Here is a 19,823-nt window from a genome sequence, read left to right as displayed (position 1 = left end):
TCGATTGTTTAAAATACCCTATTTTTACCATCAAAACGCTTCGATTTAGTGAATAAATTCATTTGCATAATTGTAATTTTAATTGGTTCTTTTGTATACGCTCAAGAAGGAGCTGAGCGTTATAAATCGAAAACATTTCAAGTAGTTTCAGGTACAATTCAAATTGATTCAATTAGCATTAGTCCTTATAATTTTAGAGTATTAGATGACTTAAAGCAGCAAATTGATAGTCTTAATTATAGTGTTGATTTTGCAACTTCTATATTGATTTTAGATCATTTAAAATACCCAACGATTACAATTGAATATAATGCTCTTCCTACGTTTTTAACCAAAACCTATGCTGTTTTTGATAAAGGATTAATAGTACCGAAATCGACAGATTTATCGCGTTTATATAGTGTAAGAGGCAGAACTAAGAATAAAACTTTTGCTCCTTTTGATGGATTAAATACGAGCGGGAGTATATCAAGAGGGGTAACTGTTGGTAACAACCAAGATGCTACTGTTAATTCAAATTTAGATTTACAGATTTCAGGTCGGTTATCAGATAAAGTGCAATTAAGAGCTTCAATTACAGATAGTAATATTCCTTTACAAAATAATGGTTATACCCAGCGTTTAGATGAGTTTGATCGTGTGTTTATTGAACTTTTCAGTGATGATTGGAGTATAACTGCAGGAGATATTAATTTACAAAATACGGAAAGTCAATTTTTAAGATTTAACAAAAAAGTGGCAGGACTTCAACTTGATGTAAATTTAGAAAATGAAGAAAGTGATGTGAATTTATTTGCGTCAGGTGCATTGGTTAGAGGTCAATTTAGCCAAAATCAGATTTTAGGTCAAGAAGGTAACCAAGGCCCTTATAAAATTACGGATTCAAATAATGGGACTTTGGCAGAGCAGTACATTCTATTAATTTCTGGTTCTGAACGCGTTTTTATAAATGGTGTCTTAATAAAGCGTGGTGAAAACAATGATTATATTATTGATTATAACACGGCAGAAGTAACGTTTATGCCAACTTATCCGATAACTGCAGATATGCGAATAGCTATAGAATATCAATTTGCTGATCAAAATTATACACGATTTGTGACCTATAATGGAGCTGCATATGAAACCGATAAATTTAAGATAGGCTTTAATTTTTATAATGAAAATGATGCTAAAAATCAACCTTTACAGCAAGATTTAAGTAACAGTCAAAAACAAATTCTTTCCTTAGCAGGAGATGATACTGCTCAAATGAATGTTTCTTCAGCTTACGCTGATGTTTATGAAGAACATAAAATTCTATATAAAAAGGAATTCCAAAATAGTGAAGAAATTTTTGTGTTTTCTAATGATGAAAATGATGATTTGTTTAATGTAAGGTTTACTTATGTAGGTGCAAATAATGGCAATTATCAAATTCAAACCACCATAGCTTCGGGTCGAATTTACGAATATGTTACTCCGGTAAATGGAGTTATGCAAGGTGACTATGAACCTATTATACAACTAGTAGCTCCTGAGAAATTACAAATAGCAGTAATGAACATGAGTTATAACCCTAGTTTGAAAACGAGCTTTAATTCAGAAGTTGCCTATAGTGTTAATGACAAGAACCTTTTTTCATCAAATAACGACTCTGATAATAAAGGGGTGGCGGCTAAGTTAAATTGGCAACAACTATTATCTGATGGAAAATGGAAATTAAACAGTAATGTAGATTATGAGTTTATTCAACAAGATTTTAAAACCATTGAACGTTTTAGAAATATTGAGTTTACACGTGATTGGGATATAATTAATCCACTTGGGAATCAACAGTATTTAGCTGCAAGTTTAAATTATACAAATCCTGAAAAAGGAAAAATGATGTATGAATTTAATTGGTTGAATTTTAGCGAAAATTACTCAGGAACTAAACATAACTTTTTAAGTGATTTAAAATTTAATAAAACAAAAATAGATGTTAAAAGTAGTTACTTAAATAACGATTCAGACCTTACTCAAACTGAATTTTTTAGAGGCTATGTAGATGTAAAACAGCATTTTAATAAAAGTTGGATTGGGGCAAGATTAAACAGTGAAAGTAATGAGCGTAAAGATAAATTGACCAGTACACTTTCTAGTTTAAGTCATAAATATATAGAATCTGAGGCCTATGTTGGCGTAGGAGATACCGCTGAAGTTTATGCAGAATTGGGTTATAAGTTTAGAACCACAGATAGTGTACAAAACAATCAATTGAAACGTGTAAATAATGCCAATACTTATTTTTTAAGATCGCAATTAATTCAAAATGCAACGGCGAACTTATTCCTGTTTGTCAATTACAGAACCGTAAATCATGAGAATTCTAATGAAAAATCAACGAAAGAAGAATCCTTAAATTCTAGATTGTCATATCGCCAACAATTATTTAAAAATGCCATCATATTGCAAACGGTTTATGAAACCAACTCGGGTAACTTACCACAACAAGAATATAGCTATATTCAAGTAGATACTGGACTCGGTTTTTACACTTGGAATGATTATAACGGTAATGGTATACAAGAATTGGATGAATTTGAAACAGCACAATTTCAAGATGAAGCTAATTATGTAAGGGTATTGTTACCAACCATCAATTTTGTAAAGACGCATAGGAACAAGTTTAGCCAAAGTTTAACCATTTTTCCATCTAATTGGAGTGTACAAAAAGGATTTAAAAAAGTATTATCTCATTTTACCAATCAATCCTTTGTACTGATTGATAGCAAAAAGCAACGAGACGGAACAAATTTTGAAATTAATCCGTTTAATATCAATAATGATGTGTTGTCGTTAACTTTTAATTTAAAAAACAGTTTGTTTTTTAACAGAGGGAAACAAAAATATTCAACTACATACACCTATATCACTACAAAGAATAAAAATTCCTTTTCAATTGGAGATCAAGAGCAAGCTTTAAAAGCACATCAATTATTGTTTAACCATAAAATTGGTAAATTTTGGCTGTTTGATTTTAAGACTGCACTTACTGAAAACAAAAGTGCTTCAGAACAATTTACGAGTCGTAATTATACCTTAGAAAATACAGAAGTTAACCCAAAAATATCTTATTTGTATAGTAAAAATTCACGATTAGAAATGGAATACTATTTTAAAAGTAAAGACAATCAATTAGGGGATTTTGAAACCTTAACTTCTCATAATTTTGGGGCTAATTTTGTTTTTGCTAAAAATCAAAAGTATTCCATTAACTCTTCAATAAATCTGGTATTCAATAAATTTGAGGGTAACTCAAACTCAGCAGTGGCTTATCAAATGTTAGAAGGTTTACAACCTGGAACGAATTATACTTGGAATTTAAGTTTACAAAAAAGAATTACTTCATATTTAGATTTAAACATCAATTATTTAGGTAGAAAATCAGAAACGGCAAATGCGATTCATACGGGTACGGTGCAATTGAGAGCGAGTTTTTAGTTTCATTTACTAATTTTTTATTAAATCAAAATTTAAATAAAGGCGTTTGAAACTTTAAACTATTTTCGATGACAAGCCAGATTACTATTAACAGAAAATTAAAACCAATAAGATTCCAAAGCGAGTTTCTCTTTATAAAAATATTAAAATAAATGATAATTATATTTACAATTAGCGATGTTAAAATAAAAAGGTAAAAATACTTAAGTTCATCAATTGTATTTGAAAAAAGTTTATCTGAATAATCTTTATTATTTGACTTTAAGGCAATTACATTATGTAAAAGTAATGTGTGTTCAAGTTCAACTTCATTGGTTTGTTTTGTACGAAAATCTATACGTGTAATGTAAAAAACGTAACCTTTACTCGTTTTACATTTGTATCCTATTGTTTTATATGTATTAGTTTCTCTTGAGTGTTCTAATAGTTTTTTAATCTCAACGACGGAATCATTTATTGTAGTTTTAGGCAAAATAAAAATATCAACAAATATGATTGATATAAGTAGAGCTACTAAAGTGAATAATGATAGAACAAATTTATTATTCGTAAAAATGTTTACAAACCTACTTGGAAAGGTTTCTAAAAAATGCTCTATTTTTATTTTAATACTCAATCGACCTTATGTCATTTTGTTAAAAAAAAGTGTTTTAATAAATTGATTTGCTAAAGTAATTAATAAGCAAGTGAATAGCAACCAAAAGAGTAGGCTAATAGTGAAATAATATTACAAAGAATTATGGTAATGTAATTTAGGGTACAAAGTTTTAGATAAAAAATACCGATCAGCGAAGCCTCCTGAGTACGCTGTACATCAACCATCAATTTATGTAAAAATCATTAAACTCCCATCTTTCATTTTTTATTTTTTGTAGCCCCTATTTTTGGAATAAGTATGACAATTTCATTTGGGGGTGAATTTCATATCGGATACATTATAGGTTTATTTCTTTTTTGTCTATTAGGTTTTTATTTATTACGTATTTCATTATGGAATACCTATGGTGAAGAAATCATCGTTTTTAATAAATCTACCATAAACTATGAAGCTGACTATGGCTGGTTTAAAGATGGAAGGAAAGTGATAAATGTTGAGCATTTAAATTACACCATGAGAATTATTGACTATGAGGAAGATAAAAAAAGTGCTTTAATTATTAGCAATAATGACGATACAATAGAATCTGTTGTTAAGATGGACAATGATGAGTTAGTAGAGCTAATTCAATTACTGACAGACAATTAAAATTCAGAAATCATCATGAAATTTGTTTGATTTTTTTCTAAGTATTCAATCTTGTAATGTAAAACTTGTTACATAGCTTATTAGAAAAAAGTGTAACTTCGCAGTCAATGACAAAATTAATTGCCATATTATCTTCAGGATTAATCCTTTTTCAGAGTTTCAATATTAGTATTGATGATATCTCTAAATTAAAGGTGCTGCTAGAACATGCAGAATACCATCAGAAGAACTATGGCGATACTTTTATGGAATTTTTGGTTGAACATTATAGTGATGATGATATTAAAAAAGGTAATAACCATGAGGAACACGATGACTTACCATTTAAGCATCATAATCATAATTGTTCGCACGTTAATGGAACATTTACATTTAGACCAATTGTTTATAATTTAGATTTTAAACCGTTTGTATCTATTCCTTTTAATTTTTTTTACAAAGATTCTATTTCTTGTTTTGAAAAACCTTCTGTTTTTCAACCGCCCAAATTGGCATAATTCATACTCCATATTTTAAAAGCTCACAAATGATTTTCATTTGTGTATTATTAATTATTTTTAAAATGAATTATGTTAGAATACATCATAAAATTTAGCTTAAAAAACAAGCCAATTATTTTATTATTTATTGCATTTGTTATTGGGTTTGGAATGTTTTCATTAACTAAAATTCCTATTGGTGCAGTACCCGATATTACCAATAATCAGGTACAAGTCATTACTACTTCAAGGAATTTATCAACACAAGATGTGGAGCAATTTATTACCTATCCTATAGAATTAGAGATGGCTAATTTACCTGGGGTTGTTGAAATACGTTCCGTTTCAAAATTTGGTTTATCAGTAGTTACCATCGTTTTTGAAGACAACTTAGGCACCTATTTACCAAGACAATTAATTGCAGAAAAGATAAAATCTGCTTCTGAGAAAATACCAAAAGGTTTTGGGGCTCCTGAAATGGGACCAATAACTACGGGTTTAGGTGAAATTTATCAATACATTTTAGATGTAAAACCAGCCTATGCGGATAAATACTCAACAACTGAGCTACGTACTATTCAAGATTGGATTGTAAAAAGACAGCTATCGGGTATTCGAGGAGTTGTAGAGATAAATACATGGGGAGGCTATTTGAAGCAATACGAAGTGGCTATAAATCCCACAAAATTAAAGGCCATGAATATTGCTATTGCTGATATTTATACAGCCTTAGAAAAAAATAATAGCGTTGCTGGTGGTGGATATATCGAAAAATCTAACGAGGCCTTCTTTATACGAGGGGAGGGTTTAGTTAAATCTTTAGTGGACATTGAAAATATTGTTGTTAAAAATACAGAGGGCAACCCAATTTATATAAAAGATATTGCCATAGTTGGCTTTGGAAGTGCTACACGTTTTGGTGCAATTACAGGAAATGGTGAAGGCGAGAAGGTCCTTGGACAGGTAATGATGCTCAAAGATGGAAATTCTAATGAAATTATTACAGCGGTAAAAGACCGTGTTGCTTCCATTCAAAAAACGTTACCTGAAGGGGTTTATATCAATGGATTCTTAGAACGTAGCGAGTTGATTGGAAAAACCACGTTTACAGTGGCAGAAAATCTGATTTTAGGTTCCCTCATTGTTATTTTTGTAGTCGTTTTATTATTAGGTAACTGGCGTTCTGGTTTGGTAGTGGCATCTGTAATTCCTCTTAGTTTACTCTTTGCAATTTCATTAATGTATATTTTTGGTATAGATGCCAATTTAATGAGCTTAGGGGCTATAGATTTTGGTATTATCATTGACGGTGCCGTTATTATTGTAGAGTTTATTGCCTTTCAAATAACATCAAAAAGCTCACATATTTTAGCGTTATCAAAAGAGGAACGGCAAGGTGAAATAGATCAGGTTACACTAAAAGGAGCTTCAAAAATGATGAACTCTGCCATCTTTGGTCAATTAATTATTTTAATTGTTTTTATTCCAATCTTATCATTAAGTAGTGTAGAGGGAAAAATGTTTAAACCCATGGCATTAACATTTAGTTTTGCCTTAATTGGAGCAATGCTTTTCTGTTTAACTTATGTTCCAGTAATAGCATCTATATTTTTAAAACCAGCGAAGCAAAGTGATAAGAATATCTCTGTGAGATTGATGAAGTTTGTGAATACGAAATATAAACCAGTTATTAAATGGGCACTTTTTAATAAAAAATTAGTAATAGGTCTATCAATACTTTTGTTAGTAGTAAGTGGTTGGATTTTTAGTAGAATGGGAGGGGAGTTTGTTCCAACGTTAGATGAAGGAGACTTTGTTATTCAACCCGTTTTAAAAACAGGAACTTCATTAAGTAAGACCATAGATATTACTACTAAAATAGAAAATATTTTATTAGATAATTTTCCGGAAGTAGATCAAGTAGTCAGCAGAATTGGTGCTGCTGAAGTACCCACAGATCCAATGTCAATGGAAGAGAGTGATGTTATTATTAAACTAAAACCCAAAAAGCAATGGACGTCTGCTTCAAGTAAAGATGAACTGGCAGATAAATTTAAGGAAGCTCTCGCAGTAATTCCAGGTATGGAAGTCGAATTTACACAACCTATTGAAATGCGATTTAATGAATTGATTACGGGCGTAAGAGCAGATGTTGCTATTAAAATATTTGGAGAAGATTTAAATATCCTAGCTAAAAAAGCTGATGAAATTAAAAAACTAATTACAAATGTTGATGGTGCTTCAGATATCATTGTCGAAAAAGTGGCTGGTTTACCGCAAATGAGTGTAACTTTTAATAGAAGCAAAATTGCGAGGTATGGGTTAAACATTGCCGATTTAAACCAATTAATAACCATGGGCTTTGCAGGTGAATCTCTTGGAAGTGTTTTTGAAGGTGAAAAGCGTTTTGATTTGGTTTTACGTTTAGATGCTAATCATCGTAAAGATTTATCCAGCCTTCAAAATTTATATGTTGATACTCCTAATGGGCAAAAAATTCCGTTGAGTGAATTGGCAGAAATTAAATATTCATCAGGTCCAGCAAAAATTTCTAGAGATGATACAAAACGTCGAATTGTAGTCGGTATTAATGTTCGTAACCGAGATTTACAATCAGTAGTAGATGATGTTCAGGCAATAATTGATGAGCAATTAAAATTACCTCCGGGTTATACAATTACTTATGGTGGTCAATTTGAGAATTTGCAAAGTGCCAAAGATCGTTTAAAAATTGCGGTGCCTATTGCCTTGATACTTATTTTTATTATGCTTCATTTTGCTTTTGGATCTATAAAAGAGGCCTTAATGGTTTATTCTGCTATTCCTTTAGCTGCAGTTGGTGGAGTATTGTTACTTTGGATGCGAGGGCTGCCCTTTAGTATTTCGGCAGGTGTTGGTTTTATTGCCCTTTTCGGGATAGCAGTATTGAATGGTATTGTATTGATAGAACATTTTAAAGAGCTAAAAGAGCAAGGTGTTAAAGATATTAATGAACGTATTTTACGAGGAACTTCTGAACGTTTGCGACCTGTTTTATTAACCGCCATGGCTGCTGCATTGGGTTTTTTACCCATGGCTATTTCTACCAATGCGGGTGCTGAGGTACAAAGACCATTGGCAACGGTAGTAATTGGAGGTTTAATTACGGCAACTTTTTTAACGTTGGTAGTATTACCCGTTTTATATGCTTGGTTCGAAGATAAAAAAGAAATTAAAATGAACAAAAAAGGAATTGCATCTATAATAATAGTGTTGCTTACTGTAAGTGTAAATGCACAACAAGAACCCTTAACTGCGGATAAAGCGGTAACATTGGCAATAAAAAATAATGCCGAGCTAAAGGCATCGGCATTAATGGCTGATAAAAGTAATGCCCTAATTGGTGGTGCTTTTGATTTTGATAAAACAACTGTGTATTATAATTATGATGAAAGTAATTTGGGTAGTAATAATTTGCCTTTAAGAGTTTTTGGAGTACAGCAAGATTTTAAGTTTCCTACCGTTTATTTTGCCGATAAAAAAGTTGGTAAGGCAGATTATAAAATGCAACAGTCTAAATATAACATTAAATTAGAAATAGTAAAACGTAACGTGTATTTAGCATATTACGATGTTGTTTACGCTCAAAACAAAGCAGCAAAGTATCAATTCTTAGATAGTTTGTATGCCAATTTTGCAAAAGCAGCGGAACGTAGATTTGAACTGGGAGAAACTAATTATTTGGAGATGATAACTGCAAAATCTAAACAACGGCAGTTACAAACATTATTTAAGCAAGCGAAACAAGAAGTGGTTTTAATGAACGAACAATTAAAAGCAGTTGTTCAGGTCGATAGTATTTTGGTGCTGTCACAACCATTGGTAAAACTACCAGTGCAACGTATTGCTATAGATGATAATGTGGGCTTGAATTATTACCAAAATGCGGATTTTTATTATAAAGCCTTGCAGCAAAAAGAAAAACAGAGCCTGTTACCTGATTTGAGTATCCAATATTTTCAAGGCTCAAACAGTTCTTTAAATCAGCAAATGATAGGCTATCAGTTCGGTATTAAAATTCCATTATTATTTGGAGGTAAGTCGTCAAAAATTAAAGCATCAAAAATTGCTCAAAATATTATAAAAGAAGAGCAAACAGATTATAAAGTGAAGTTAACAACTAGTTATGCAAAACTGATGGCCGAACTTAATCAATATAATGAGGCCGTAATGTATTATGAAACGCAAGGAAAACAACTTTCAGAAGAGATTATTAAAACGGCAGAACAAAGTTTTAAACATGGTGAAATTGACTTTTTTCAATACATACAAAGTGTTGAAACTTCAAAGGATATTGAGTTAACCTATTTAGAGAACCTCAATAAATACAATGATACTGTTATTGCCATGAATTATTTAACCTTATAGCACCTCATTGGGGGAAGTAGGAAAAGGTATTATTTCTTAAAAAAAGGAATAGCTAAATATCAAACATTTAAAATTAATTTAAACACATGAAAAATTTATATATTATTTTATTCGCACTCTTTTTATCAGCTTGTGGAAATTCTGAAAAACAAGAAAATGATGAAGTAGTAACTTCAGGTACTGATTTAATTGAAGTTACTAAAGCTCAATTTGAATCTGAGAAAATGAAATTAGGTTCGTTTACAGAGCAAGATTTTAATAAAAGTATAAATGTAAATGGAATGATTGATGTTCCTCCACAAAATAAGGCCAAAGTAAGTTCTTTTTTAGGTGGTTACATTAAAAGAACACCTCTTTTAATTGGCGATAAAGTTAAAAAAGGGCAGTTGTTAGTTACCTTAGAAAATACTGAATTTGTTGAATTACAGCAGCAATATGCTGAAATAACAGAACAGCTCAATTATTTGAAATCTGAATACGAAAGACAAAAAACATTGTTTGAAGAAAAAATTACTTCTCAAAAAAATTACTTAAAAGCAGAAAGTACCTATAAAAGTGCAATGGCACAATCTAAGGGATTACAACAAAAATTAAGGATGATGAATATCAATCCTAAAGCTGTTGAAAATGGTAATTTTACTTCTCAAATAAATATATTTGCACCAATAGAGGGTACAATTTCAAAAGTAAATGTAAGTAATGGAATGTACGTATCACCTGCTAATACTATTTTGGAAATAGTAGACACCGACCATTTACATTTAGAATTGTCTGTTTTTGAAAAAGACATCTTAAATGTTAAAAAAGGACAAAAGGTGTTGTTTAAAATATCAGAAGCTTCAGATAAAGTGATTATGGCAGAAGTGCATTTAGTGGGTACAACAATTGATGAAGCTAATAGAACGGTTAAAGTACATGCACACTTAGAAAATGAAGATATTAATTTGATCGTAGGTATGTTTGCCGAAGCCCAAATTATTACTAATACTAAAAAAGGTTTGGCGTTACCTGTTAATGCTGTTGGTGAAATAGGGAATGACTTTTATACCTTAGTTGTAAATAATAAAAATGATACCGGTTATAATTTTGAAAGTATAAAATTAGAAATAGGAGATAAAACGGAAGCGTATATTGAAATTTTGAATAGTGATGTTTTAAAAGATAAAGAAATATTGGTAAAGGGTGCCTTTATGTTATTGAATGAAGGTTAATTATTTTAGGTTGACAATATACAGTGATATAAAAAAGCAACCAATTTCTTTTTCGTGCATCTAAAAATGGTATAACATTTAATTACTTATCTTAAAATCAATCAATGAAGAAATTAATCGCAATCCTATTTTTATTAGTTACCGTAGTAACATTTGCACAAAATGATGATGTGCCTGTAAAGAAACATGAATTAAAGGTCAATGCCTTGAACATCATTGCTTTTAAAGCAGTTGATTTTTCGTATGAGTATTTAATCGATTCTGAATCTTCTTTTGGGGCTTCATTATTAATTAATTTACAAGATTCTGATACTTATGAGGATGGACCTATTTATGAAGAAAAATTTGCCTTCACCCCGTTTTATCGAAGGTTTTTTGCTAGTAAATATGCTTGGGGATTCTTTTTAGAAGCTTTTGGTATGTATAATGTTCAAGATGACTATGATGGCAGATATTATGATTATATAACTGATCCTTATATCGAGCAAACATCTGTTGATGAAACTTCTCATAATGTTGCCATAGGAATCTCTGTTGGAGGTAAGTTTGTTAGCAGTAAAGGTTTTGTTTTTGAAATTTATGGAGGAATAGGTAGAAATATCTATCAATCAAATAAAGATTTCGCAACGGAATTAGTACCTAGGGTAGGGGCTTCATTAGGATATAGATGGTAGTTAAATTTTTTACGTTGGTATAGCATAAGCATTCGTTTTATGAAAAAAATAATTTTAGTATTTACTCTTTTATTTTCATTGTATACTGATGCACAGAATGAAAATGATTATGTCAGACGAAATGAATTAAAAGTAAATGTTTTTAATCTTATTGGGTTAAAAGTGGTCGATTTTTCCTATGAACACTTATTAAATGAGCAATCTTCAGTTGGAGCCTCTTTTTTCTTCAATTTAAAAGATAATGAATTGTCTGATTTTGAAGATGTATTTGAATTGTATTACAACGAAAAATTTGCCTTTACACCCTACTATCGCTACAATTTTTTAAATAGATATACCAGGGCCTTTTTTATTGAGGGCTTTGGAATGTATAATGTTCAAGAAAACTTTAATAATTCAGGTTATGAAAATGAATATGACCCTGTAATTGAAGATTTCGAAGCTACTTCAAATAATTTTGCAATAGGTGTTTCCGTTGGTGGAAAGTTTGTCAGTGGTAAAGGATTTGTTTTTGAAATCTATGGAGGAGTAGGAAGGAACCTTTATACTTCAAATGATAATATAGCTACAGATTTTGTCCGTAGAGTTGGAGCTTTAATTGGATATAGATGGTAAGTTTTTTAGTATTAAGAAATTAAAGACTAGGACTTCTAATGAATTATATAAAAGAGAAACCCTAGTTTTCTATTTATATCAAAGCACCATTGGCTCCTATTACTTGACCTGAAATCCATTTGGATTCATCACTTGCTAAAAACAAAACAACGTTGGCAATGTCAATTGGTTGTGCTAATCTATTAAATGCATTCATTGCACTTAGTTTTTCAATAAATTCTGGTGTTTTACCATTTAAAAATAAATCTGTTTCTGTAGCTCCAGGGGCAATGGCATTTACAGAAATTCCTCGACCTATTTCCTTAGAAAATACTCGTGTCATTTGCTCAACTGCGGCCTTTGAAGCAGAATATAAAGCATAGGTTGGGAACATTAATTTGACTGTACTTGAAGATACATTAATAATATTTCCATTGTCAGCCAATTTACTTTCAGCCTCTTGTAGGGTGTTAAAAATTCCTCGAACATTAATGTCAAATTGTTTACTGAAATCTTCTTGTGTATTATCTTTTAATTTTTTAGAAATCATGATGCCAGCGTTATTAATTAAAACATCAACTTTACCATATGTCTCAATGGTTTTATCAAATAAATGAATAACTTGATCCTTTTGACTCACATCTGCTTTTATGGAAATAGCTTTACCGCCATTTTTTAAAATGCTCTCTACTGTTGCTTGTGCTTCAGCTTCACTATTCGAATGATTTACAACTACTTTAGCTCCATTCTTAGCTAAAAGTAAGGCAATTTCTTTTCCTATACCCTTAGAAGAACCTGTTACAATAATTACTTTTTTTTCTAATTTCATAATTTAATTTTAGGTAAATTATTTATCGTTTTCAATTTGTAAATAGATAACAATGCTAGAAAAATTGCTATAATTACAAGTACTATTTTTGGTTCTGGTCTAGCAAAAAATTCAAGACCTAATGCTGTTAACATCGTCACTAATAAAAATGTATAAGCTATTTTACCAATCGTTTCGTTTTTATTGAATATAAAAATAAGTACAAGTAGGGCTAAGCCTAATTCTGAGATTCCGGTAAATATTCTAAAAAAATCGGCATCTAAGTGAATGACTTTTTCAAATTGGATAAACCCAGCAGTACTTTGAGGTTTAGCCAATAATTTAGGAATTGCAAAAAAGGTCATCACAGCTATTGTAATAATATTGATTATTTGATCTATTATTTTCTTCATTTAATTTTGTTTTAAGAATGTGATTAAATCATTCGGTTCTGCTCTGTTTCTATAATCAGCATCTAAAAATGCATATTTAATAACTTTATCTTGCCCTATAATATAAGTAGCAGCGAGTGGTAGTTCAGCCTTGTCATTGCCATTATATTTGCTCAATTCAAAACTATTTTCATAAATTTCTGCAACGTCATCAGTTAATTTAAAAACTACTTTATATTGATGAGCGACCTCATTATTGATATCGCTTAAAATTTCAAATTGCAATTCGTTTTTTTCTTTGGTTGTAATTGAATTATCTGGAAGCTCAGGGGTTAATGCCAATAAACTAGCACCATATTTCTTAAATTCAGAAAGTGATTCTTGCATGTAATGTAGTGTCATGTTACAATAGGGACACCATCCACCGCGGTACCACATTAATATGACGGGGCCCTTTTTAAGTTCATCAGATAAAGTTATGTTTTTGCCAGATGCATTTGTAAGGGTAAAGTTAACGGCAGTATCTCCTACTTGCAAAGCGTTGCTTACAATATGACTATTAACTACTGATTTTATTCCTTCTGCGTATTTTGTTTTTTTCTCAATGGAAGCAGATGCTGCAAAACTTGCTTTACGATCTTTTAATTCTTTTTCTAAAGGTCTTTCTATGCTATTTTGTTTCATGATCATTTTTGTTTTTTACACCATCAACTATAAATAGTAAAAATGTTTAGCACGGCTATGTCGCTATAACGAAGTACTCTATTTATGATTTATGAAATAATATGGAGCTATTATTTTAGTGCAATTAATTTTTTAGTTATCAATGCTAAATCTGACTCGTTAATTTCGGGAGTAGGGGCTAATGGATATAATTGTGCTCCAGGTCTACTGATAAAGGCTGCTCTCCAATTTGCCCAAAGAGCACCTGCAATATCCCAACCATGAGCCGCAACTAATAAGCATTCATTGGATGCAATACCCATTTTTCTGGCTGCCCAATCGTAAGTATCGGCATGTGGTTTAAATTTGCCAATATCTTCTACACTTAATCTGTCGTCAAAAAGGTCAAGTAGTCCGGCATTTTTAAATTGTGTTTCAACACCCTTGTTTGATGAGTTTGTAAATGACACCAATTTATATCCGGCATTTTTTAATTCGGCAAGTGCTTTTTTTACTTCAGGATGTGCAGGCAACGATCGTATCGGACCTAAAATAGCTTCTTTAGCTTCCGTTTCAGAAATAGATATATTATTGTTTGATGCTACCATCTGTAAAGCTGCAGCACCAATTACTCCAAAGTCTTTGTATTGCCTTCCTACAGTGGAGACTAATGAGTATTGCAACATGGTTGTAAACCATAAGGGTAATAAATCACTTCTATTTCCAAGTGCTTTTCCAACACTATTTTTCATAGCCGTTAAGTCAAGCAACGTTTCGTTTACATCGAAAAAAAGCACTTTAGGTCTATTTATAAAGTTGTTCTCAATTTCACTTTTAACGTTATTTTTGGCAAAACCAAATTGAGGTATGGCCGCACCAGCTAATCCTACTAGTGCTGTTTTTTTGATAAAATTTCTTCTGTTATTTTCCATTTTTTTAAATTTTTATAAACATTCTATTGCATATGTTTTAGATGCAAAGAATTAAGGTTTTAATTGTTTTAAATATAAAGAGAGTCCCATAATGTAATCGTCAAGAATCAAATCGTCAACGTAAAGTTTTCTAAGTCCTCTAATGCCTTCAAAAGCACTTATTAAATAAACAGCAACCGCTTTACTAGAAATAGTATTGTTAATTGAATTTTCCTTTTTTCCTCTTTCTATTAATGCTACAAGAGCATTTTTCCAGTTTTCAACGATACTTTTTAGTGCATTTTGATAGGCCAATTCATAATCGCCAATTTCATTAATAAAATTATTCATTGGACATCCGTGTTTCTTATCATAAAAAGGAAATGATTTTATTCTATTTAAAAAAGTTGATTCTATTATTTTAAAGGCATCTCCAGATTCACTTAAAGGGAATATCATACCATCATAAACTCTTTTTTGTATTTTCAACCCAATAACTTCTAGTCCTAATTCTTTTTTGTTTTTATAATGATGATAAAATGCACCTTTTGAAAGCGTTGTCGCTTTCATTATTTTTTCAATACTCGTCGTTTTAAAACCCTTTTCGTAAAATAGGTTAAAAGCTTTGTCTATTATTAATTGTTTGGTCAGCTCTGACTTTAAATCTTGTTGCATGATGCAAATGTACATTAAAACATACCTATACGAATGTTTTTAACTATTATTTAACTTTGATTAACTCTTATAATCACAAAATTAAAATTTATGCAATTTAATTATTTAACAAACAGGTTGTTAGGATTGTTTGGGTCTGGGCTCTATTTCATAGAAATTTCATCCATAAATACCCAAGCATCTCCTTTACGGATATGCCATTCAGGCAATTTCCCTCTGTTTTTCGCAGTAATTTTAACAAAAGAAACATTTTGTGCAGTAAATTTGGCTTCTATTCTTTTTATAATTGGAGCTCTGGACTTAATGGATATCAACGCTTGGTTAAAAACAGTTTCATAAGTAATACCATCTTCAGAAACAGCTATTGTTACCTCAGTTGGTAACATTACAGATGTAGCATCAATATGTTGAAAAAAGTTCAAACCAATATATGATAGGTTATTCGATTCGCCTAAATCGATGGTTACCTCAAAATCTTTTTTAGGAAGGCCCTGCCAATTAGGGTCATCGCCACGTGCGTTGGCAAATTTATTGTTAAATAAGGCCTGATCACCCCCGCCGTTGTAACTTTCATTATATGGGTTGGTGTAGGTAACTTTACATTTTTCACTGAAACCAGTTGAGAACATTTTTATCAATGGAAATCCAATAGGTTCATCTTTACGAAACGCTTGTGCATACAATTCAATAGGAGCAGAAAAACGAATTGGTTTTGAATAAATTTCTGTACTTGTTGTTGGAGCAATTCCATCTAAAGTATATTTTAAATCATAGATGCCCAATTCATTTTTTAATTCTAACACAAATTCCTTACTGGTTTTGTCATAAGTAACTTTATAATCTGGTGAAACGGCACTGCCTGCAAAATTATAATTTAATGCTGTGAGCCTATCAAAATGAATATCTATTCTCTTAATGAAATCTTGTTCATTTTTTTGATTCGGGTTAGTCCAAAGAGCTTCTGATAATGCAGCTATTCTTGGCAACATCATATATTCAATATGGCTTAAAGTTTTAATTTGTTCAGTCCAAAGATTGGCCTGTGCACCAAGGATATGATGCTTTTTATCTGCTGTAATATCTTCAGGTACAGGATAGAAATTATAAACACTAAGCAGATCGTTATAACCGCCCCACGAAGGTGGCTCATATTCACTTTTACCTTGGTTATGGTCAAAATACAACGGAAAACCTGGTGACATAACTACATCATGACCTGCATTGGCAGCTTCAATACCGCCTTCAAATCCTCTCCAAGACATTACAGTAGCTCTTTCAGGTAATCCGCCTTCTAGAATTTCATCCCATCCAATTAACTTTTTGCCTTGAGCATGTACAAATTTTTCCATACGTTTTACAAAATAGCTTTGTAATTCTTCGCCATCATGTAAGTTTTCGTTTTTCATTCTTTTTTTACATTTTTCGCAACTCAACCAAGTGTCTTTACCTACTTCATCACCACCAATATGTAAATATTCGTATGGGAAAAGCGGTACAACCTCGCTGATAATGTTTTGTAAAAATTCAAAAGATTTATCGTTTCCTGCACAATAAACGCCTGATGTTCCAAGACCATCACAACTCAATTCTGGATAACATTGTAATGCTGCTTCAGAATGCCCAGGCATTTCAATTTCAGGAATTATATCAATATAACGTTGGGCAGCATAGGCAACTATTTCTTTTATATCGTCTTTTGTATAGAACCCTCCATATACTTCACCTTCGCTATCTTTATAAGTAGTCTCAAAATTTTCCCATGGTGTACTATTTTCTTTAACTTTTCTCCATGCTCCCTTTTTGGTTAATTCTGGATACTTATCAATCTGAATTCTCCAACCAATACCATCTACCAAATGCCAATGAAACTTATTCATTTTATGCATTGCCAAAATATCAATTACTTTTTTAACGGAGTCTTTTCTTAAGAAATGACGAGAAACATCTAACATCATACCTCTCCAACCAAATTCTGGAGCATCTTTTATATTTACAAAATTTAGTGTAGGTTTTGTTATCAATGTTTTCGGAGTAAGCATCTGTTTTAAGGTTTGAAGACCATAAAACAAACCTTGGTAAGAGTTTCCTGTTATTACAATACCAGTTTTGGTTATATCTAATTGATATCCTTCTGTTTTGGTTTCTTTTCTAGTTACCAATAATTGGATAGCATTTGTTTGAGGTTCTGTTGAGGTTTTAAGATTTAGATGAAAGTTTTTAGCTAAAAAGGCATTCAGTTTTGAAGCAATTAATAGACTCTGTTTTGAGTTTTCTACTACAATTGTCGTTTTTTCTGCGATTGTAAAAGTCCCTTCTTGGTAGTTTATTTCGTTTGGTTGTGGAATTATTCCTGTTTTTTCGATAGGTTGCGTTTTACACGAAATTGCTATGACTAAAGTGCACAATATAAGTAGGTTGAGAAGTTTCATAGATTTGGAATTCGATTTTTTATTTTAGTTTACTACCAATTGTAAAATATATTATTGTTTCAATGAAGTTGAAAAGTAAAACTACAAATACCCAAACCACTTTTTCATTTTCATTAAACTTTCTTTTTGAAATATCTACCTAGAGTCAAATTTAAAAACAATATTTACCTTCCATATTTCTCATACAATTCTTTATAATTATTCATAGTATCAGCATCCACAGTAATTCCATTAGTATCAACTAAAAGCACATCATCCATGTTTTTCTTGATTACCGCCTTCGCTCCTTTATCTTCATTTAAGGAAACTAATTGTTTAACATGTTTACGACTAAAAATTGCAGGAACACCAATCGTAGTATCTTGCTTGGTAGCTATTATTTTAGTGCTGTTTTCTGTAAATTTACCAATCATTTTGTTGTAATGACTTGCCATTAATAACGGTTGATCTGCTAAAGTAATTAGAATACCGTCAAACTGAGTAGGGGAGTTGTTTATAAAATTCATAGCACAAGCAATGGATTTTCCCATACCTAATTCCCAACTCTCATTTTCTATAATTTCGATATTAAAATCTTTTATTTCTGGCCGAATTACTTCACTATTAGCTCCTAAAACGACATAAACGGTAATAACATTCGCTAATAAACCTTGTTGAATAGCATTGCCTAATAATGTAGTTTTTTTCCATGGTAATAGTTGCTTTATGCTTTTCATACGAGATGAAGCTCCGGCAGCCAAAATAACAATGGCTATATTTTGTGGTTTTACAATTGATTTCACGGTCTAAGATAGGTAATTATCAGTATGAATTCCTTGTTGTACATTTTTCAGTGAAGTTGGATTTGCACCGCGAGTTACGGCAAGTATTTCAGCACAAATAGATAATGCAATTTCTTGTGGTGTTATCGCTCCTATATTTAATCCTGCTGGGCTGTGAATTTTTTCGATAAATAGATCATCAACAAGAGGATTGTGTTCCATATAATCGTTAAGTAAAGTTTCTCTTCGTTTTACAGAACCTAATACACCAATATAATCAGGTATTATTTCTTTCATCGCCATTAAATATTGAAAATCTTTGGCGTAATTGTGAGTCATTAAAACAATCGCAGTTTGCTCTTTAATAATAGAGTTGTCAAACAAACCAGGAGCTTCATGAAGTATTTTGTGAGCACCAGGAAAATCTTCAATGGATTTTGGGTCAGTAGGGGAAGTGATAATAATGACATCCCAACCTAATGAAGAAGCAAAGATACAAAGTTCAACAGCATCATGTTCCGCACCAATAATGACCAATCTAAAACATGGTTTCAAGGTCTGATTAAAAAGATTGTTGGAGGGGTTTTCACTTTTATTTACAAATTGGTTAAAAGTAAACTCTAGAGAATCATCAAATAAAATTGTAGAACCGTAATTTTTATCAGCATCAATCTTTTTTGAAAAATAACTATTGACAGTAAAACTTTTGTGCTGATCTAAACTAGAATTAAATGCATCAATAAAACTAGGTTCGGGATTAAATAATTCTAGCAAAATATATAATGTACCTTCACATCCCAGTCTATAGCGACCATCGTATGTCATTACTTTCGGAGTTCCTGTTTTAAAAACAGAAAACGATTGTTTTAATATTTCCTTTTCCACACAACCACCGCTAACAGCACCAATCATAGTACCATTTTCGATAATGAGCATCCGTACACCCGGCTTTCTGTATGATGAGCCTTCCAAGGCTACAACAGTGGCAATAACGCATTGTAATCGACTTTCTATTGCTTTTTGAAAGCTTTTTATTATTTTTTTAAATTCGTGAGTCACTAAATTCAGTATTAAGGACGAAGGTTATCGAGACACCGCAGTACTAGCG

At 31.3% G+C, this 19,823-nt stretch carries 16 protein-coding genes; 7 read left to right on the top strand and 9 right to left on the bottom strand.

Features of this window, described 5'->3' with window-relative positions:
- Window positions 1-48: 48 nt before the first annotated feature.
- The 7 genes from D3P13_RS14415 (at window position 49) to D3P13_RS14380 (ending at window position 12,097) form a co-directional block, all read left to right on the top strand.
- Window positions 49-3,465: a hypothetical protein gene (locus tag D3P13_RS14415; protein WP_117883579.1), complete on the top strand. Its 3,417-nt coding sequence runs from the start codon at window positions 49-51 to the stop codon at window positions 3,463-3,465.
- Window positions 3,466-4,360: 895 nt separating this feature from the next.
- On the top strand, window positions 4,361-4,711 hold the full coding sequence (locus tag D3P13_RS14405; protein ID WP_117883577.1) for a hypothetical protein: 351 nt from the start codon (window positions 4,361-4,363) through the stop codon (window positions 4,709-4,711).
- 107 nt (window positions 4,712-4,818) lie between these two features.
- Window positions 4,819-5,208 carry a hypothetical protein gene (locus D3P13_RS14400; protein ID WP_117883576.1) on the top strand — a complete coding sequence of 130 codons (390 nt, stop codon included), beginning with the start codon at window positions 4,819-4,821 and terminating at the stop codon, window positions 5,206-5,208.
- 72 nt (window positions 5,209-5,280) lie between these two features.
- Complete coding sequence (locus tag D3P13_RS14395) at window positions 5,281-9,597, top strand: CusA/CzcA family heavy metal efflux RND transporter (protein WP_117883575.1); 4,317 nt, start codon at window positions 5,281-5,283, stop codon at window positions 9,595-9,597.
- Between the two features lie 86 nt (window positions 9,598-9,683).
- The gene (locus D3P13_RS14390) at window positions 9,684-10,808 is read left to right on the top strand and encodes an efflux RND transporter periplasmic adaptor subunit (protein WP_117883574.1); all 1,125 of its coding nucleotides are present in this window, start codon (window positions 9,684-9,686) and stop codon (window positions 10,806-10,808) included.
- Window positions 10,809-10,912: 104 nt separating this feature from the next.
- Entirely contained in the window at window positions 10,913-11,482 is a 570-nt protein-coding gene (locus tag D3P13_RS14385) for a DUF3575 domain-containing protein (RefSeq protein WP_117883573.1), read from the top strand.
- Window positions 11,483-11,521: 39 nt separating this feature from the next.
- Window positions 11,522-12,097, top strand: a complete 576-nt coding sequence (locus D3P13_RS14380) for a DUF3575 domain-containing protein (protein ID WP_117883572.1) — start codon at window positions 11,522-11,524, stop codon at window positions 12,095-12,097.
- A 73-nt stretch (window positions 12,098-12,170) separates the two neighbouring features.
- On the opposite strand, the gene D3P13_RS14375 is transcribed toward D3P13_RS14380, so the two are convergent.
- From D3P13_RS14375 to D3P13_RS14335, 9 genes are all read right to left on the bottom strand, one after another.
- Entirely contained in the window at window positions 12,171-12,905 is a 735-nt protein-coding gene (locus D3P13_RS14375) for an SDR family oxidoreductase (protein WP_117883571.1), read from the bottom strand.
- On the bottom strand, window positions 12,902-13,297 hold the full coding sequence (locus D3P13_RS14370) for a hypothetical protein (RefSeq protein WP_117883570.1): 396 nt from the start codon (window positions 13,295-13,297) through the stop codon (window positions 12,902-12,904). The genes D3P13_RS14375 and D3P13_RS14370 overlap by 4 nt, the downstream gene beginning before the upstream one ends.
- Window positions 13,298-13,960: a peroxiredoxin-like family protein gene (locus D3P13_RS14365; RefSeq protein ID WP_198680033.1), complete on the bottom strand. Its 663-nt coding sequence runs from the start codon at window positions 13,958-13,960 to the stop codon at window positions 13,298-13,300.
- Window positions 13,961-14,070: 110 nt separating this feature from the next.
- On the bottom strand, window positions 14,071-14,871 hold the full coding sequence (locus D3P13_RS14360; RefSeq protein ID WP_117883568.1) for a haloacid dehalogenase type II: 801 nt from the start codon (window positions 14,869-14,871) through the stop codon (window positions 14,071-14,073).
- A 51-nt stretch (window positions 14,872-14,922) separates the two neighbouring features.
- The gene (locus D3P13_RS14355) at window positions 14,923-15,525 is read right to left on the bottom strand and encodes a TetR/AcrR family transcriptional regulator (RefSeq protein ID WP_117883567.1); all 603 of its coding nucleotides are present in this window, start codon (window positions 15,523-15,525) and stop codon (window positions 14,923-14,925) included.
- 143 nt (window positions 15,526-15,668) lie between these two features.
- Window positions 15,669-17,954 (bottom strand): beta-N-acetylhexosaminidase, encoded by a 2,286-nt coding sequence (locus D3P13_RS14350; RefSeq protein ID WP_117883566.1) that lies wholly within the window; start codon window positions 17,952-17,954, stop codon window positions 15,669-15,671.
- A gap of 19 nt (window positions 17,955-17,973) precedes the next feature.
- Window positions 17,974-18,087 carry a PLDc N-terminal domain-containing protein gene (locus tag D3P13_RS22450; RefSeq protein WP_117883565.1) on the bottom strand — a complete coding sequence of 38 codons (114 nt, stop codon included), beginning with the start codon at window positions 18,085-18,087 and terminating at the stop codon, window positions 17,974-17,976.
- A gap of 31 nt (window positions 18,088-18,118) precedes the next feature.
- Complete coding sequence (locus tag D3P13_RS14340; protein ID WP_117883564.1) at window positions 18,119-18,736, bottom strand: nucleotidyltransferase family protein; 618 nt, start codon at window positions 18,734-18,736, stop codon at window positions 18,119-18,121.
- Between the two features lie 3 nt (window positions 18,737-18,739).
- Window positions 18,740-19,774 carry an XdhC family protein gene (locus D3P13_RS14335; RefSeq protein WP_117883563.1) on the bottom strand — a complete coding sequence of 345 codons (1,035 nt, stop codon included), beginning with the start codon at window positions 19,772-19,774 and terminating at the stop codon, window positions 18,740-18,742.
- Window positions 19,775-19,823 lie beyond the last annotated feature (49 nt).

Origin of the sequence: Aureibaculum luteum, from assembly GCF_003449015.1 — a bacterium.
GTDB classification, from domain to species: Bacteria; Bacteroidota; Bacteroidia; order Flavobacteriales; family Flavobacteriaceae; genus Aureibaculum; species Aureibaculum luteum.
This window is presented reverse-complemented; position numbering and strand designations above follow the sequence as displayed.

Excerpts from the sequence above, each read along its gene's own strand:
- D3P13_RS14405 (WP_117883577.1), top strand. The coding sequence starts at position 4,361 with ATGACAATTTCATTTGGGGGTGAATTTCATATCGGATACATTATAGGT.
- D3P13_RS14400 (WP_117883576.1), top strand. The coding sequence starts at position 4,819 with ATGACAAAATTAATTGCCATATTATCTTCAGGATTAATCCTTTTTCAG.
- D3P13_RS14395 (WP_117883575.1), top strand. The coding sequence starts at position 5,281 with ATGTTAGAATACATCATAAAATTTAGCTTAAAAAACAAGCCAATTATT.
- D3P13_RS14390 (WP_117883574.1), top strand. The coding sequence starts at position 9,684 with ATGAAAAATTTATATATTATTTTATTCGCACTCTTTTTATCAGCTTGT.
- D3P13_RS14385 (WP_117883573.1), top strand. The coding sequence starts at position 10,913 with ATGAAGAAATTAATCGCAATCCTATTTTTATTAGTTACCGTAGTAACA.
- D3P13_RS14380 (WP_117883572.1), top strand. The coding sequence starts at position 11,522 with ATGAAAAAAATAATTTTAGTATTTACTCTTTTATTTTCATTGTATACT.
- D3P13_RS14375 (WP_117883571.1), bottom strand. The coding sequence starts at position 12,905 with ATGAAATTAGAAAAAAAAGTAATTATTGTAACAGGTTCTTCTAAGGGT.
- D3P13_RS14370 (WP_117883570.1), bottom strand. The coding sequence starts at position 13,297 with ATGAAGAAAATAATAGATCAAATAATCAATATTATTACAATAGCTGTG.
- D3P13_RS14365 (WP_198680033.1), bottom strand. The coding sequence starts at position 13,960 with ATGAAACAAAATAGCATAGAAAGACCTTTAGAAAAAGAATTAAAAGAT.
- D3P13_RS14360 (WP_117883568.1), bottom strand. The coding sequence starts at position 14,871 with ATGGAAAATAACAGAAGAAATTTTATCAAAAAAACAGCACTAGTAGGA.
- D3P13_RS14355 (WP_117883567.1), bottom strand. The coding sequence starts at position 15,525 with ATGCAACAAGATTTAAAGTCAGAGCTGACCAAACAATTAATAATAGAC.
- D3P13_RS14350 (WP_117883566.1), bottom strand. The coding sequence starts at position 17,954 with ATGAAACTTCTCAACCTACTTATATTGTGCACTTTAGTCATAGCAATT.